The sequence below is a fragment of the Streptomyces sp. NPDC043853 genome (assembly GCF_056436025.1).
The window spans coordinates 153,997-168,401 of sequence record NZ_JBWKDJ010000009.1 but is presented as its reverse complement, the minus strand read 5'-3'; the positions used below and the strand labels follow the sequence as shown (position 1 = coordinate 168,401).

Here is a 14,405-nt window from a genome sequence, read left to right as displayed (position 1 = left end):
CCTGATCCGTCCCCCTGATCCGGTGGGGACAACGAAGAAGCCCCTCGCTTTCGCGAGGGGCTTCTTCCGTCGGTGCGCCGCCAGGGACTCGAACCCCGGACCCGCTGATTAAGAGTCAGCTGCTCTAACCAACTGAGCTAGCGGCGCTTGCTGACAGAGAAAACTCTACCCCACCTTTCACGGTGCTCGTGACCAGCCACGCCCGGCTTGTCCGATTAACCCATATTCGCGCCCTTTTCCGTGCACTATATCTCTTGGTCGCGTCGAATCTGACGATGCGCCAGGTTTCTCCGGGCTGGGTGAGGAGTGGACGGAACCGCATGACGACGCAGATGCCGGTGTTCGAGGAGCCGGTCTTCCGGGAGTACGAGCCCGCAGGCGACTGCCCGTGCCGGGGGTGCGTCCAGCGGCGCCGGGCCATGGCCGCCGGGCGGGCCATACCGCTCCGGGACGGCGGGCACCCCGGGGCGCACGGGGCCAGGCGCGCGCTGGTGCTGGTGACGGCCGCCGGGGTGGTGCTGGGCGGCGGCGGTGTCACCTCGAGGGTGGCGGCGGCGGATCCGCTGCCACCGGGCGGCACCGGCCGGACCGACGCCGGCCGGACCGACGGTGAGCGGGCCGACGGCGGGCGGGCGGGCGCCGCCGAGGACCCCGGGACCCCGCAGGGGCAGCGCGGTCCGCTGCACGGCCCGTCGGGGGTGTCGGCACGGCCGCCGAGGACCACCACCCCGGCCAAGGTGCCGGCGGTCCGCCGCATCGAGCGGGCGGCGATCATCAACCGGGCGAAGCTGTGGCTGGACGAGCAGGTCCCGTACAGCATGGAGAAGTACTGGTCGGACGGGTACCGGCAGGACTGCTCCGGCTTCGTCTCGATGGCCTGGAACCTGGGGACGAACGAGTGGACCGGGAGCCTGGACAAGTTCGCCACCAGGATCACCAAGGACGAGCTGCTGCCGGGCGACATGATGCTGTTCCACAACCCGGCGAACCCCAACAAGGGCTCGCACGTCGTGCTGTTCGGCGGCTGGGTGGACGAGACGCGAACCCACTACCTCGCGTACGAGCAGACCAAGCCGGCCACGCGGAAGCTGGCGACGCCCTACGGGTACTGGAACAACGCGGCGAAGTACGTCCCGTACCGGTTCAACGGGATCACGGGCGGCATCAGCCCGGACGACTCCGGCCCCGTCGGGACGCCCGCGACGCCGCCGGTCACGCCGGTCGTGTCGAACGGGTACCCGGGCACCTCGAAGTTCGGTCCGGGAGCGGACAACGAGCACGTCGCCCGGCTCGGGCGGATGCTGATCGACCGGGGCGGGATGCGCTTCTACCCGAACGGGCCGGCGAACCGCTGGACGGATGCGGACCGGCTGGCCACGCAGGCGTTCCAGCAGGCCCAGGGCTGGACGGACGCCGAAGCGGACGGGATTCCGGGGCCGGACACCTGGGAGCTGCTGGTCACCGGGCGGGGCATGGACATCGCGCCGACGGTGGCGGGCGGCACACCGCCGAAGCCGAAACCGAAGCCCACACCGAAGCCGGGCGGTCCGACGGCGCCGAAGCCGGCGGTTCCGGCGGGCACCGGCACCCGGCCGGTCAGGCCGGTGAAGGTGCCGCCGTTCCCCGGCGCGCGGGTGTTCCGGCCGGGACAGACGCACCTGGCGATCGAGGCGCTGGGCCGGCGGCTGGCCCAGAAGGGCTTCGGCAAGTACTACCGGACGGGCCCGGGCCCCCGCTGGTCGGAGGCGGACCGACGTGCGGTCGAGGCATTCCAGCGCGCCCAGGGCTGGCGGGGCGCCGAGGCCGACGGCTACCCGGGGCCGGAAACCTGGCGACGGCTGTTCGCATGACGGAGGCAACGATGTTTCCCACGCACACCACGTCCACGACGGGCACGATGTCCCCGCTCCCGCTCCCGCTCCCGCTCCCGCTCCCGCTCCCGCTCCCGGCGCCGCCGACCCCGGCCGCGCCCCTGCCCGCCGCCCATGTGCCGCCGGGACCGGAGGGTGCCATCCCGGCTCCGGTCATCGCCCGGCCCGCACCTTCGGCGCAGGCCCCCGCCCCGGGCCGCCCTCCGGTCTGGGTTCCGGTACCCGCCGCCATGGCCGGTCCCGGTGCGCCGGGCCGGGACGGCGGGGAGCCCGACGGCCCGGCCACCGCCGAGCCCCGGGCCGTCGTCCACGCGCCGGAGCCCGATGCGCCCGACACCCCGGATGCTCCCGACCCGGCCCCGCCGTACTCCCCGGAGCCGGTCTCGATCGTGGTCGAGACCGCGACGGGAACGGGGGCGGAGGCCGATGCCGATGTCGATGCCGATGCCGATGCCGATGCCGAACCGGACCGGGCTCCGGCCGGTACGGCGGACCACGGGACCGGGCTGCGGATCCCCGGCCCCGGCGTGGAGGTGATCGTCGCCGACGCCCTCGCCCGGGGCATGGCCGAGGGCGACGACCGGGACCTCCCGCGGGTCGGGGCGATCGGGGCCGCCGCCCCGACCGGGATCCCGGTGCACCTGCTCTTCCGGGACCAGGCCGCCGGCCCTGCGGCCCCACCCACGCACCCGCGCACCCCCACGCCCACCCCCACCCCCACACCTGCCCCCGCGCCCGAGCCCGCCCTCGCCGCCGTCCCCGCTCCGCGGTTCGACGCGGAGCCCCGCGCGCTCCCGGGCCGGCAGCGCCCGCGGAAGCCGGTGGTGCGCCGGGTGCCCGGCGGGGACGACCGGCTGCGGGAGTGCCGGGGCCCCGCGCTGCCCGGTTGGGCCGCCGCGGCCGTCGGCGGGCTGGCGCTCGCCGGGTGCGTGGCCGCGCTGTGGCGGGTCGGCGCCCTCCCCGCCGCCCTGGTGGCCGCGTTCGGCGCACCCATCCGCCCGTACCAGGGGCTCCAGGCGTACCACTGGCCCCCGCTGGCCCTCCTTGGCGTCACAGCCCTGATCGCCCTCGGCGGGCTCGGCCGCGGCAAGGCCGGCCATGCCTGGGTGCTGACCCTGTTCGGCCGCTACCGCGGCACCGTGCGGCGCACCGGCCTGGTCTGGGTCAGCCCGCTGCTCCTGCGCCGGCGGATCGACGTACGCCTCCGGCACTGGCGCAGCGACCCGCTGCCCGCCGTGGATGCGGGAGGTCTCTCCCTCCAGGTCGTCGTCCAGGTGGTGTGGCAGGTCCGGGACACCGCCCGCGCCACCCTCGCGGTGGCCGACCACACCGCCTACCTCGCCGAGCAGGTGGAATCGGCCCTGGCCCGGGTGCTGTCGCAACTGCCCGCCGACGCCTTCCACGAGGACGCCCCGACCCTGCGCGACGCGGAGGCGGTGGGCGAGGCCCTCACCGGGATGCTGGCGGCCGAGACCGAGGCGGTCGGGATCGAGGTGTTCTCGGCGCAGCCGACCCGGATCGAATACGCGCCGGAGGTCGCGGCCGCCATGCGCCGCCGCCGGGTGGCCGCGATCGACGCCAAGCACCGCGACAGCGTGCTGACGTCGGTCGTGGACGCGGTCGACGACACCGTCAACCGGCTCACCTCGCGCGGGCTGGTCGAGCTCGACGACTACGAGCGCAAGGCGCTGGTGAAGGACCTCACCGTGGCCTTCTACACCGGGCGCCCCGAATAGCACAGGAGCAGCACCCGCCACCTGCCACCCGATCGGCCGGCCGGCCCCCGCCCCACAGGGCGGGGATTCGGTCGGCCGATTGGTCTGGACATGGCCAACTTCCGGAAATAATCTGGGACTTGGTCTAGACCTACCCACGTCTCGAAACGATCCGTCGATCCCCGCTCCCGCGGTCCGCCGACCCACGGCCCGCGGACCGGCCGGACCGCCGGATCCTCCCGCGTGCGCACGCTCACCGGACTCCCCCCACGTTCAAGGAGCATCCATGGTCAAGACCCGTACCGCCGCACGGGCCGGCGCCGCCGCGCTCGGCCTCGGCGTCATAGCCGGCGTCACCCTGTTCGCCGCTCCCACCGCAAACGGCCACGGCTACACCGACAGCCCCATCAGCCGCCAGAAGCTGTGCGCCAACAGGGCGGTCGCCGACTGCGGCGAGATCCAGTGGGAGCCGCAGAGCGTCGAGGGCTTCAAGGGCTTCCCCGCCCTCGGCCCCTCCGACGGCACCATCTGCGCCGGGGGCAACGCCCGGTTCGCCGAGCTCGACAACCCGCGCGGCGGCACCTGGCCCGCCACCAGGCTCACCAGCGGCGCCCCCCACACCTTCCGCTGGCAGTTCACCGCGAACCACGCCACGACCGACTTCAAGTACTTCGTCACCAAGGACGGCTGGGACCCCACCAAGCCGCTCACCCGGTCCGCCCTGGAGTCGCAGCCCTTCCTCACCGTCGCCTACAACGGCGCCCGCCCACCCATGACCTTCACCCACCAGGGGAACCTGCCGAGCGGCAAGTCCGGCCGGCACATCGTCCTCGCCGTCTGGACCGTCCACGACACCCCGATGGCCTTCTACGCCTGCTCGGACGTTCAGTTCTGACGTTCCGTCAATTATGGTCCGCACATGGGGACCGAGGGGACCAAGGGGATCGGCGGAACCGGCGGAATCGACGGAACCGGCGGCAGCACGGGCCGCGGCGCACCCGACACCGCACCCGCGACCGTCGCGGAGCTCATCGCGCGCCAGTGGGGCGACCACCGGCCGGGGCTGAGGAACGGCACCACCGTCCTCAGCCACCACCGGACCGCCCGGGAAGCCGCCGTCCGTGCCGCGCTGCTCACCGACCTCCTGCCGCGGGGGGCGGAACCGCACGTCGGCGTCCTCCTCGACAACACCCCCGAGTTCCCCTTCTGGCTCGGCGCGGCGGCCCTCGCCGGGGCCGCCGTCGCCGGCATCAACCCCACCCGGCGCGGCGCCGAGCTCGCCCGCGACATCCTGCACACCGAATGCGCGCTGCTGGTCACCGAACGGGCCCACCTGCCCCTGCTCGCCGGCCTCGACCTGCCCGGCGTACGGGTCCTGGTCACCGACGACGAGGAGTACGCCACCCTCCTCGCCCCCTACGCGGGCGCGACCCCCCAGGACCTGGCCGCCCGACCGCCCGCACCCGCCGACCGCCTCCTGCTCTACTTCACCTCCGGCTCCACCGGCGCGCCCAAGGCGGCCGTCTGCAGCCAGGGCCGGCTCGCCGCCGCCGGGCACTCGCTCGCCCGGCACTTCTCCGTCACCCCGGACGACGTCCACTACGTCTGCATGCCGATGTTCCACGGCAACGCCGTGATCGCGGACTGGCTGCCCGCCCTCGCGGCCGGCGCCTCGGTGGCGCTCCGCCGCCGCTTCTCCGCCTCCGCCTTCCTGGACGACGTACGGGCCTACGGGGCGACCTACTTCACCTACGTCGGCCGGGCCGTCCAGTACCTGCTCGCCACCCCGCCCCGGCCCGACGACCACGACAACCCGCTGCGCCTCGGCTTCGGCACCGAGGCGGGCGCGGTGGACGCGGCCCGGTTCGCGACACGCTTCGGGGTCCGCCTCGTCGAGGGCTACGGCGCCACCGAGGGCGGCGCCTCCGTCCAGCGCGGGCCCGACACCCCGCCCGGCGCCCTCGGACGGGCCGCACCCGGCGACGACCTCGCGGTGATCGACCCGGACACCGGCCGCGAATGCCCTCCGGCCCGGCTGGACGCGGCGGGCCGGCTGCTCAACGGCGACGAGGCCATAGGAGAACTCGTCAACCGCGGCCGCAGCCTGTTCGAGGGCTACTGGCGGAACCCGGAAGCGGAGGCCGCCCGCACCCGCAACGGCTGGTACTGGACCGGGGACCTGTTCTTCCGCGACCCCGACGGCCACCTCTACTTCGCCGGCCGGACCGACGACCGGCTCCGCGTCGACAGCGAGAACCTGGCCGCCGCGGTGATCGAGAACATCCTCGCCCGCTGGCCGGACGCGGCCGCCGTCGCCGTGTACGCGGTCCCCGACGAGGTCGCGGGCGACCAGGTGATGGCGGCCCTCGCCCTCCGCCCCGGCGCCGTCTTCGACCCGGACGCCTTCGCGGACTTCCTCGCCGCCCAGCCCGACCTCGGCACGAAGATGGCCCCCCGCTACCTCCGGGTGGTTCCCGCCATGCCCGTCACCGCCACCAACAAGGTCCACCGGGTCGCCTTGCGCCGGGCCGGCTTCCTCCCCCGGCCACCCGCGGACGGGGCCCCCAGGGACCCCGACCCGGTCTGGCACCGGCCGCCCGGCGGAACCGCCTACCGCCCGCTGACCGCGCCCGACCTCGAAGCGCTCCTCGCCCGCTACGAGACCCAGGGCCGGGCCGAGCTCCTGTCCCGGTAGCGGAGCCACGGGTCTCCACGGACAGCGCGGGCCGATACGGCCGGGGGCGTGTCGGGGTGCCGGGCGGAGCCGGGCCGGTCAGGATCGGCGCATGGGCTTCGTCGTGCCGGTCGTCTTCGCGCTGTTCGCCGCGTGCAGCAACGCCCTGGCCACCGTGCTGCAGCGGCGGGCCGCGCTGACCGTGCCGCAGAGCCAGGGCTTCCGGCCCGGGCTGTTCCTGGACCTGGTCCGCAAGCCGGTCTGGCTGTTCGGCATCCTGGCGGTGATCGCCGCCGGCGCGGGCCAGGCCGCGGCCCTCGCCACGGGCGCGCTGGCCCTCGTACAGCCGCTGTTCGTGCTGGAACTGCCGCTGGCCCTGCTGATCGCCTCACTGTTCGCCCGACGGCCACTGCCCGGCGCGCAGTGGGCGGCCGTGGCCGGAGTGGTGGGCGGGCTCGGCCTGGCACTGGCGGCGCTCTCGCCCACCGGGAACCGCACGGACGTACCCATGGACCGCTGGATCCCGACGCTGGTGGCGGGCGGCGGCGCCGTCCTGGCCCTGACCGCGGCCGGGCTGCGCCGTCCGCCGGGCCGGATCCGGGCGGTCTGCCTGGGCCTGGCCACCGCCCTCTGCTACGCGCTGACGGCTGCGCTGATGAAGTCCGCGGTGCACGACTTCGACGAGGACGGGTGGCAGGCCTTCCTGACCGGCTGGCCGACGTACGCGATGGTGGTGACGGGCATCTCCGCACTGCTGCTCTTCGGGAACGCCATGCAGGGCGGTCCGCTGGTCGCCTCGCAGCCTGCCCTCACCCTGGGCGACGCCTGCACCGGCCTGGTCCTGGGAGTGCTGCTGTACGAGGAGCAGGTGCGGGGCGGGTGGTGGCTGGTGCCGCAGCTGGCGGGGGTGGCCCTGGTGGCCGCCGGCGTCCTGGTCCTGGCCCGCACGGACGACCCCGTCTGACGGCGTTCCGCTCCCGCCCTTCCCGCCCGGCGCTCCACCCCCGGTCGGAGCAATCCTCGGACCGGACCGTGGCACGGGGGAGCCCCGGTGGTACGGGGAAGGGCATGCGACCGCGACCGCAACCGCAACCGCACGTCTCGCGCCCGCTGCGCTCCGCTGCGGCCCACGCCTGGCGGCTGCTCGTCGTCGGGGCCGCCGTCTACGCGGTCTTCGCCGTGCTCGGCCGCTTCCACGAGATCGGTACCGGCCTCTTCCTCGGACTCGTGATCACGGCGATGCTGCGGCCGGCCGCCGACCTCGTGGTGCGCGGCGGGGTGCCGCGCGCGGCGGCCGTCGCGATCGTGCTGCTCGGCAGCATCGCGCTGGTGCTCGGCGTGCTCGCCCTGGTCGGCGAGGCGGTGGCGGGCGAGAGCACCACCCTGATCCGTGAGTTCCGGGTGGGCCTCGACCGGATCGAGGACTGGCTGGCGCGGCCGCCGTTCCACTTGGGCGAGGACGCCCTCACCAGCCTCCAGGCCCGCATCGGGGAGTACGTCTCCACCCACCGGTCGACGCTGCTGAGCACCGCACTCAGCGGCGGCCGCACCCTGGTGCACGTCCTGGCCGTGCTGGCGCTGGCCCTGTTCTCCGCCGTGTTCTTCATCCACTCCGGGCACCGCCACTGGGCCTGGTTCTGCGCCCAGCTGCCGGTGCGGGCCCGCCCCCGCTGGGACACGGCCGGGCGGGCCGCGTGGCGGACCTTCACCGGGTACACCCACGGCATCGTCCTCGTCGCCGCCACGAACGCGATCCTGGTCGGGGTCGCCCTGTACCTGCTCGGGGTCCCGCTCGCGGTGCCGCTGGCGCTGCTGGAGTTCTTCGCCGCGTTCGTGCCGCTGGTGGGCTCGCCGGTGGCCCTGGCGGTGGCGACGGTGGTCGCCCTCGCGGCGAACGGCCCGTGGACCGCCGCCCTCGTCCTGGCCCTGATCGTGATCATCGGCCAGATCGAGGGCCACCTGCTGCACCCGCTGGTGATGAGCTGGGCGGTCCGCCTCCACCCCCTGGTGGTGGCGATCTCGGTGCTGGCCGGCGCCACCGCCGCGGGCATCGTCGGCGCGGTCGTCGCGGTCCCCGTGGTCTCCGTCGTCTGGGCCGTCCGCACCTCCCTGCGCCGGTCCCCGCCGCCGGATGCCGGCCCTACCGGCCTTCCCGCGGAGGCGGCCGGGAGGTGAACCGGAGGTGGTCACGAGCACCCCTCGGGACCAGGTAGTATTTTCTTTGTCAGCAGGCGCCGCTAGCTCAGTTGGTTAGAGCAGCTGACTCTTAATCAGCGGGTCCGGGGTTCGAGTCCCTGGCGGCGCACCTGATCTCAGGGCGGTTTCCGGTTCACCGGGAACCGCCCTGAGTGCTTTCCCGGCTTTTCCTGGCTTTCCCAGGCCTCCGTCGGCCTTCCCGCGCAAGGGCCGAGGCGGCGCGGACCGGCCGCACGCCGGACCCGGCACCTCCACCCGGAACCTCTCGGAGCCACTCGGCGCCGCCGGGTCAGTCAGGGCTGGGCGGGGCCACTCAGAGCGTCAGCGACAGCAGCAGTGGGGCTGCCTTCCGGTTCAGCGCGTCCGCCGCGGCCCGCAGCCGGTGCGCGTGCTCCACGGGCATCGACAGCGCCAGGCAGCCCACGGCGGCTCCGGCCGTGATCGGCACTGCCGCGCAGACCGTGCCCACCGCGTACTCCTGGAGGTCCAGCATGGGGACGGTGGCCGGCTGGCTGTCCAGTTTGGAGAAGAGCACGCGCTCGCTCGTGATCGTCTTGGAGGTCAGCCGGGCGATCTTGTGCCGGGAGAGGTGGTCGCGCCGCCCGTTCACGTCGAGCTGCGTCAGCAGGCACTTGCCGACCGCGCTCGCGTGCGCGGCGGAGCGGAAGTCGACCCACTCGTGCACCTTGGGGGTGCGGGGACTGTCCGCGAACTGCGTGATCCTGACCTCGCCGTCCACGTAACGGCTGATGTAGACGGCGGCGCCGACCGAGTCGCGCAGCCGGTCCAGGGTGTCCTGCAGCTTCGTCTGCAGGGCCTGCTGCCGGTCGCTGCCGGAGCCGAGGAGCACCAGGGAGTCGCCTATCGCGTAGGCGCCGTCGGAGACCTGGAGCACGTACCCCTCGCGGCGCAGCATCAGGAGCATGGGGGCGAGGTGGACGGCCGGCAGGCCCGTCTCGCGGGCGATCTGCGTATCGGTCACGCCACCGGGGTGCCGTCCGATCGTTTCCAGCACGCGCAGGGCGTACTGCACCGAGTGGAACGGCGCGGTCGGCTCGGGCTTCAGCGCCACGGTTTCCCCCTAGCAGGTTGTTACCGCTTGCCCTACCACGATAGCCACCAAGAGGCCCACGTGGAGCGCCTGTTGATGAGATTGATGGCTCGATCACACGCTACGGCCTGGATCTACTCCATTGGCATATGCCAAGGTCAAGGGCAGTGCCCCGACTCGCCGGGAATGCCCGGCACCCACCCCCTGTTCGAGCTCTTCGTGCGCCGTACCGGGCGGTAGCCATTGCGGCGGGAGCGACGATGAGTGACGAGCGGGACGGGATCCGGGGCGGCCTCCCGGACGGCGTCCGGGAGGGTGTCCAGGACGGCGCGGGCGAGCGCGCCGGACGCCGCCCCCGGGACGGCATCTGCGGCGCAGCCCGCGGTATGGCCCGGTCCCGCTCTCGGTACTGGACCTGTTGACCGTGGGCGGCGGCAGCACCCACCGATGCCCGCCGGAAGATCGCACCCGGCGGGGACCTGTCGCTGCCGAAGATCGGTGACGCGCGGGTGAAGTGGTCCCGTGTCCTGCCGTCGGTCCCGTCCACGGTGACCGCGGTCAAGGATGCAACCGGCGCTCCGGCAGCGCACCGGCCGCCCCGGGCTGGTCCCGACCCCGCAGGAGGCCGCCGCGTACTCCTTCTCCCCGGCGGAGCGGGAGTTCGTCGACGGCCGGCTCGCGGGCGTGGCGCACGGCACCCCGGACCGGGTGCGGGCCGGGCCGGACGCGCCGGCCGCGCGCAGCGGCGCGGACGAACTGATGCCGACCGTCAACGTGCACGGCGGGGCGGCCCGGTTGCGCTCGTACGAGCTCGTCGCAGATGCGTACGGGATGGCCGGAGCGGAAGTGACCGGCGGCTGACGGAGGATGAACTGCGTTCGGCTGGAGTTTGGCTGGTTTGTTGCCAAAACCTTGCGCCGGGCTTCCTCAAGGGAGTCTTAAACCGCTCGTCACCGGGGGTGGCGGGCGGTTTTCGTTGTGCCCCCAGTCCTTCTACCTGGGAAATTGCGCCGCGAGTGGTCTAGTCCTTCTTTGGTGCAAACCATTGACGCGGTCATGCGGTGATCGCTATCACTTCTCCCACCCGGGCTGTCACATCCTCCCCACGTCCTCCCCTCCCACCTCCGGAGGCTGTTCATGCACATCCGTAAACCCCTCGTCGCGGCCGCCGCCACGGCCGCGCTCGCCGCCGGAGCGCTGGCCGGCTTCGCGGGCCTCGGCACCGCCCAGGCCGCGGACGCCTCCACCACCGCCGCAGGCGGGGTGCGCATCGCCTATTACGACCAGTGGAGCGTGTACGGGAACGCCTTCTATCCCAAGCACCTCGACACCCGGGGCATCGCGAGCAAGCTGGATGTCATCAACTACTCGTTCGGCAACATCCACCCCACCGAACTCACCTGTTTCGAGGCCAACAAGGCGGCCGGCGACGACAACAACCCCAATGCCGGCGACGGTGCGGGCGACAGTTACGCCGACTACCAGAAGTCCTTCGGTGCGGCCGACAGCGTGGACGGCGTCGCCGACAAGTGGGACCAGCCGATCGTGGGCGTCTTCAACCAGTTCAAGGAGCTGAAGGCGAAGTACCCCCACCTGAAGATCAACATCTCGATCGGCGGCTGGACGTACTCCAAGTACTTCCACGACGCGGCCAAGACCGACGCCTCCCGCAAGAAGTTCGTCGCCTCCTGCATCAAGCAGTACATCAAGGGCGACCTCCCGGTGGAGGGAGGCTTCGGCGGCCCCGGCACCGCGGCCGGCATCTTCGACGGCATCGACATCGACTGGGAGTACCCCGGCTCCCCGAACGGCCACCTGGGCAACCACTACGGCCCCGAGGACAAGCAGAACTTCACCCTGCTGCTCCAGGAGTTCCGCAAGCAGCTCGACGCCGAGGGCGCGGCGAACGGCGGCAAGAAGTACCTGCTGACCGCCGCCCTGCCGGCCGGCCAGGACAAGATCAAGTACATCGAGACCGACAAGATCGGCCAGTACTTGGACTACGCCAACATCATGACGTACGACATGCACGGCGCCTGGGACGGCGACGGGCCGACGTACCACCAGTCCCCGCTGTACCCCTCCGCGGCCGACCCGACCGACCCCATCGCGCCGGGCACCGAGAAGTACAGCATCGACAACGCCATCGACTCCTGGATCGACGGCAACCCGGCCTACGGCATCACCGGCGGCTTCCCCGCCAACAAGCTGACCCTGGGCTACGAGTTCTACTACCGCGGCTGGAAGGGCGTCCCGGCCGGCACCACCAACGGCCTCGCGCAGCCGGCCACCGGTGGTTCCGGTGCCCGTCCGCTCAGCCAGCAGGCCGGCATCGCGCACTACAAGGAGCTCGGCGGCATCGTCGACAACCCGGCGACCACCTTCTGGGACGACCGGTCGAAGTCCTCGTACTTCTACAAGGACGGCGAGTTCTTCACCGGCCTGAACCAGAAGTCCGTCCAGGAGCGGGTCGCCTACGGCAAGCAGCGCGGCCTGGCCGGCGCGATGATGTACTCCCTGCTCGGCCTGGACGACAACGCCACCCTGCTGGGCCAGATCAACGACGCGCTCGGCGGCACCACGGTCCCGCCGACCACGCCGCCCACCACACCCCCCACCACGCCGCCGACCACCCCGCCCACGACCCCGCCGACCACGCCGCCCACCACGGGCTGCGGCAGCCTCCCGGCCTACGTCGCGGGCACCGTCTACAACGGCGGCAGCGAGGTCTCCCACAACGGCCGCAAGTGGAAGGCCAAGTGGTGGACCCAGAACGAGACGCCCGGCACCACCGGTGAATGGGGCGTCTGGCAGGACCTCGGCGCCTGCTGATCCCCCCACCTCGCGCCGAGCGACCCGCCCCTGCCCGCCGGCAGGGGCGGGTTCGCCCGTCCGGGCCCCCGCCGCCTCAGGGCGCGCCGGCCCGGCCGCCCCCGGAACGCCCGCTGATCATCTCGGCGATGCGCTCGGGGGCGACCGCGCGCGAGTACAGCCAGCCCTGGCCGGTGTCGCAGCCGACCCGCCGGAGCCGGGCCGCCTGGCCGGCTGTCTCCACGCACTCGGCGGTCACCGTCAGCCCCAACCGGTGGGCGAGCTGGACCAGGGCCTCGACGATGGTCTCGTCGGCCGGGTTGGGGTGGGTGCCCTCCTCGTAGCGGAAGCCGCGGACGAAGGACCCGTCCAGCTTCAGCACCGAGACCGGCAGCCGGCTGAGGTAGGCGAGGTTGGAGTAGCCGGTGCCGAAGTCGTCGATGGCGATCCGGACGCCCATGTCGCTCAGCGCCTGCAGGGCCTGCAACGGCCGGCCGGCCGAGCCCATCACCGCCGACTCGGTGAGCTCCAGCTGCAGCAGCTGCGGGGCCAGGCCGGTCTCCGCGAGGATCTCCGCTACGTCGCCCACCAGGTCCGAGTCCCAGACCTGCCGGACCGCCACGTTCACCGAGACGAACACCGGGGCATCACTGGGGTGCTCGATCTGCCAGCGCCGGGCCTGCCGGCACGCCGTCCGCAGCACCCACTGACCCAACTGGACGATCGAGCCGTCCTCTTCCGCAATTCCGATGAACCGATTCGGCGCAAGCGATCCGAACTGCGGATGATTCCACCGCACCAGGGCTTCCACGCCCCGCACGGCCCCGCTCTCCAGGTCCACCAGCGGCTGGTACTCCAGCGTGAACTCGCCCCGCTCCACGGCGGGCCTCAGCGTGCTGGAGAGCGCCTGCCGCGTCATCCGGTGCGCGTTGCGCTCCGGGTCGAAGAGCGTCCAGCGGGCCTTGCCGTCCGCCTTCGCCCAGTACAGCGTGGTGTCGGCGGCCTGCATCAGGCAGGTGGCCGAGGTGCCGGCCGCGGCCCGCTCCACCACGCCGATCGAGGCCGATACCGACAGCCGCTGCCCGGCCAGGTCGAATGGCTCCTGGACGGAGGCCAGTACGGACCGGGCCAGGTCGGCCAGCTCCTCGGTGCCGGTGGAGTCCTCCACCAGCAGCGCGAACTCGTCGCCGCCGAGCCGTGCCACCAGGTGCCCTCCGGTGCGTCCGTAGCCGGACTGGTCGGCGCACTGGGTGAGGCGGGCCGCCACCGCCGTCAGCAGCCGGTCGCCGACCCGGTGGCCCAGGGTGTCGTTGACCGCCTTGAACCCGTCGAGGTCCAGGTAGCACAGCCCGATGCGGCCGGTGCCGCCGTGCTCGTACGAGGACGCCTCCAGGGCGGCGGACAGTCGTTCGAAGAACAGCGCCCGGTTGGGCAGCCGGGTCACCGGGTCGTGCATCTGCAGGTGCCGGAGCCGGGCCTGCAGATCGCGCCGGTCGCTGATGTCCGCGACGGACAGCAGCACGTCCCGGGTGCCGGGGACCGGCCCGAGGGTCACCTCGGTCCACAGGGTGTGCCCGTCGGGGTGTTTGAGCCGGCGGGTGCAGCGCAGCCTGGCCTGGCGGCCGCGCAGCACCTCGCGGTACGCCTGCCAGGTCCGGGCCTCGGCTGCCAGGTCGACGAGTTCGGCCGCGGACTGCTCGACCAGCTCGTGCGGCTCGGCGCCGAGGAGCCCGCCGAGGGCCTCGTTCGCGGCGACGACGAAGCCGTCCCGGTCGACGACCGCCATCGGGAGATGGGCCGCATTGAAGGCCGCACGGTAGTCGCGCAGTTCACGCTCCGTAGTGGTCGGTCGGATGCTCTCGGCCGCCGAACCGGTTCCTTCTGAGGTTCCGCCCACCGTTCGCTCCCGCAGTGCTCGTGATGTCCGCGCAGGAAAGTGTGCCGATCATAGAGGCAGCCGGGAGGCCCTATCCAGCGGCGTCGCCGTCCCGGGCGGGGCGCTTCGGCGTCTTGACGGCCTCCTGACGGAGGGTCGGCCGGAGGGGCCCGTGCACCGCCCGATCGTTTCTGCGCGGCTCTGAACGCAG

The 14,405-nt window shown here is 73.1% G+C and carries 10 protein-coding genes, 2 tRNA genes and 1 pseudogene; 10 read left to right on the top strand and 3 right to left on the bottom strand.

All coding sequences use genetic code 11. The features are described 5' to 3' along the window. Positions 1-73: 73 nt before the first annotated feature. Positions 74-147 (bottom strand) — tRNA-Lys (locus AC067U_RS23865). 173 nt (positions 148-320) lie between these two features. Here AC067U_RS23865 and AC067U_RS23860 point away from each other — a divergent pair. The 7 genes from AC067U_RS23860 to AC067U_RS23830 all read left to right on the top strand — a co-directional run bounded on the left by AC067U_RS23860 (position 321) and on the right by AC067U_RS23830 (position 8,565). Further along, positions 321-1,850 carry a peptidoglycan-binding protein gene (locus tag AC067U_RS23860; protein WP_478831779.1) on the top strand — a complete coding sequence of 510 codons (1,530 nt, stop codon included), beginning with the start codon at positions 321-323 and terminating at the stop codon, positions 1,848-1,850. A gap of 11 nt (positions 1,851-1,861) precedes the next feature. Beyond that, positions 1,862-3,607, top strand: a complete 1,746-nt coding sequence (locus AC067U_RS23855) for an SPFH domain-containing protein (RefSeq protein WP_478831778.1) — start codon at positions 1,862-1,864, stop codon at positions 3,605-3,607. 265 nt (positions 3,608-3,872) lie between these two features. Beyond that, positions 3,873-4,481: a lytic polysaccharide monooxygenase auxiliary activity family 9 protein gene (locus tag AC067U_RS23850; protein ID WP_478831777.1), complete on the top strand. Its 609-nt coding sequence runs from the start codon at positions 3,873-3,875 to the stop codon at positions 4,479-4,481. 24 nt (positions 4,482-4,505) lie between these two features. Then, a complete protein-coding gene (locus AC067U_RS23845) occupies positions 4,506-6,281 on the top strand; it encodes an AMP-binding protein (RefSeq protein ID WP_478831776.1) in 1,776 nt (591 codons plus the stop codon). A gap of 91 nt (positions 6,282-6,372) precedes the next feature. Further along, complete coding sequence (locus tag AC067U_RS23840) at positions 6,373-7,224, top strand: DMT family transporter (protein ID WP_478831775.1); 852 nt, start codon at positions 6,373-6,375, stop codon at positions 7,222-7,224. Positions 7,225-7,328: 104 nt separating this feature from the next. Further along, the gene (locus AC067U_RS23835) at positions 7,329-8,435 is read left to right on the top strand and encodes an AI-2E family transporter (RefSeq protein WP_478831774.1); all 1,107 of its coding nucleotides are present in this window, start codon (positions 7,329-7,331) and stop codon (positions 8,433-8,435) included. 56 nt (positions 8,436-8,491) lie between these two features. Next, a tRNA-Lys gene (locus AC067U_RS23830) sits at positions 8,492-8,565 on the top strand. Positions 8,566-8,769: 204 nt separating this feature from the next. Here the strand turns inward: AC067U_RS23830 and AC067U_RS23825 are convergent. Continuing rightward, on the bottom strand, positions 8,770-9,528 hold the full coding sequence (locus AC067U_RS23825; RefSeq protein WP_478831773.1) for an IclR family transcriptional regulator: 759 nt from the start codon (positions 9,526-9,528) through the stop codon (positions 8,770-8,772). 239 nt (positions 9,529-9,767) lie between these two features. Between AC067U_RS23825 and AC067U_RS23820 the strand changes: the two genes are divergently transcribed. The 3 genes and pseudogenes from AC067U_RS23820 (at position 9,768) to AC067U_RS23810 (ending at position 12,339) form a co-directional block, all read left to right on the top strand. Further along, a complete protein-coding gene (locus AC067U_RS23820; protein ID WP_478831772.1) occupies positions 9,768-9,929 on the top strand; it encodes a hypothetical protein in 162 nt (53 codons plus the stop codon). A 154-nt stretch (positions 9,930-10,083) separates the two neighbouring features. After that, a pseudogene (locus tag AC067U_RS23815) lies at positions 10,084-10,368 on the top strand (alkanal monooxygenase); the annotation flags it as partial. A gap of 276 nt (positions 10,369-10,644) precedes the next feature. Next, entirely contained in the window at positions 10,645-12,339 is a 1,695-nt protein-coding gene (locus AC067U_RS23810) for a glycosyl hydrolase family 18 protein (protein WP_478831771.1), read from the top strand. A gap of 76 nt (positions 12,340-12,415) precedes the next feature. Here AC067U_RS23810 and AC067U_RS23805 read toward each other — a convergent pair whose 3' ends face one another. Further along, positions 12,416-14,215: a putative bifunctional diguanylate cyclase/phosphodiesterase gene (locus tag AC067U_RS23805; RefSeq protein ID WP_478831770.1), complete on the bottom strand. Its 1,800-nt coding sequence runs from the start codon at positions 14,213-14,215 to the stop codon at positions 12,416-12,418. Positions 14,216-14,405: the final 190 nt, after the last annotated feature.

Bases quoted from the DNA above. Each gene is read 5' to 3' on its own strand.
- AC067U_RS23860 (WP_478831779.1), top strand. From the start codon at position 321: ATGACGACGCAGATGCCGGTGTTCGAGGAGCCGGTCTTCCGGGAGTAC.
- AC067U_RS23855 (WP_478831778.1), top strand. From the start codon at position 1,862: ATGTTTCCCACGCACACCACGTCCACGACGGGCACGATGTCCCCGCTC.
- AC067U_RS23850 (WP_478831777.1), top strand. From the start codon at position 3,873: ATGGTCAAGACCCGTACCGCCGCACGGGCCGGCGCCGCCGCGCTCGGC.
- AC067U_RS23845 (WP_478831776.1), top strand. From the start codon at position 4,506: ATGGGGACCGAGGGGACCAAGGGGATCGGCGGAACCGGCGGAATCGAC.
- AC067U_RS23840 (WP_478831775.1), top strand. From the start codon at position 6,373: ATGGGCTTCGTCGTGCCGGTCGTCTTCGCGCTGTTCGCCGCGTGCAGC.
- AC067U_RS23835 (WP_478831774.1), top strand. From the start codon at position 7,329: ATGCGACCGCGACCGCAACCGCAACCGCACGTCTCGCGCCCGCTGCGC.
- AC067U_RS23820 (WP_478831772.1), top strand. From the start codon at position 9,768: ATGAGTGACGAGCGGGACGGGATCCGGGGCGGCCTCCCGGACGGCGTC.
- AC067U_RS23810 (WP_478831771.1), top strand. From the start codon at position 10,645: ATGCACATCCGTAAACCCCTCGTCGCGGCCGCCGCCACGGCCGCGCTC.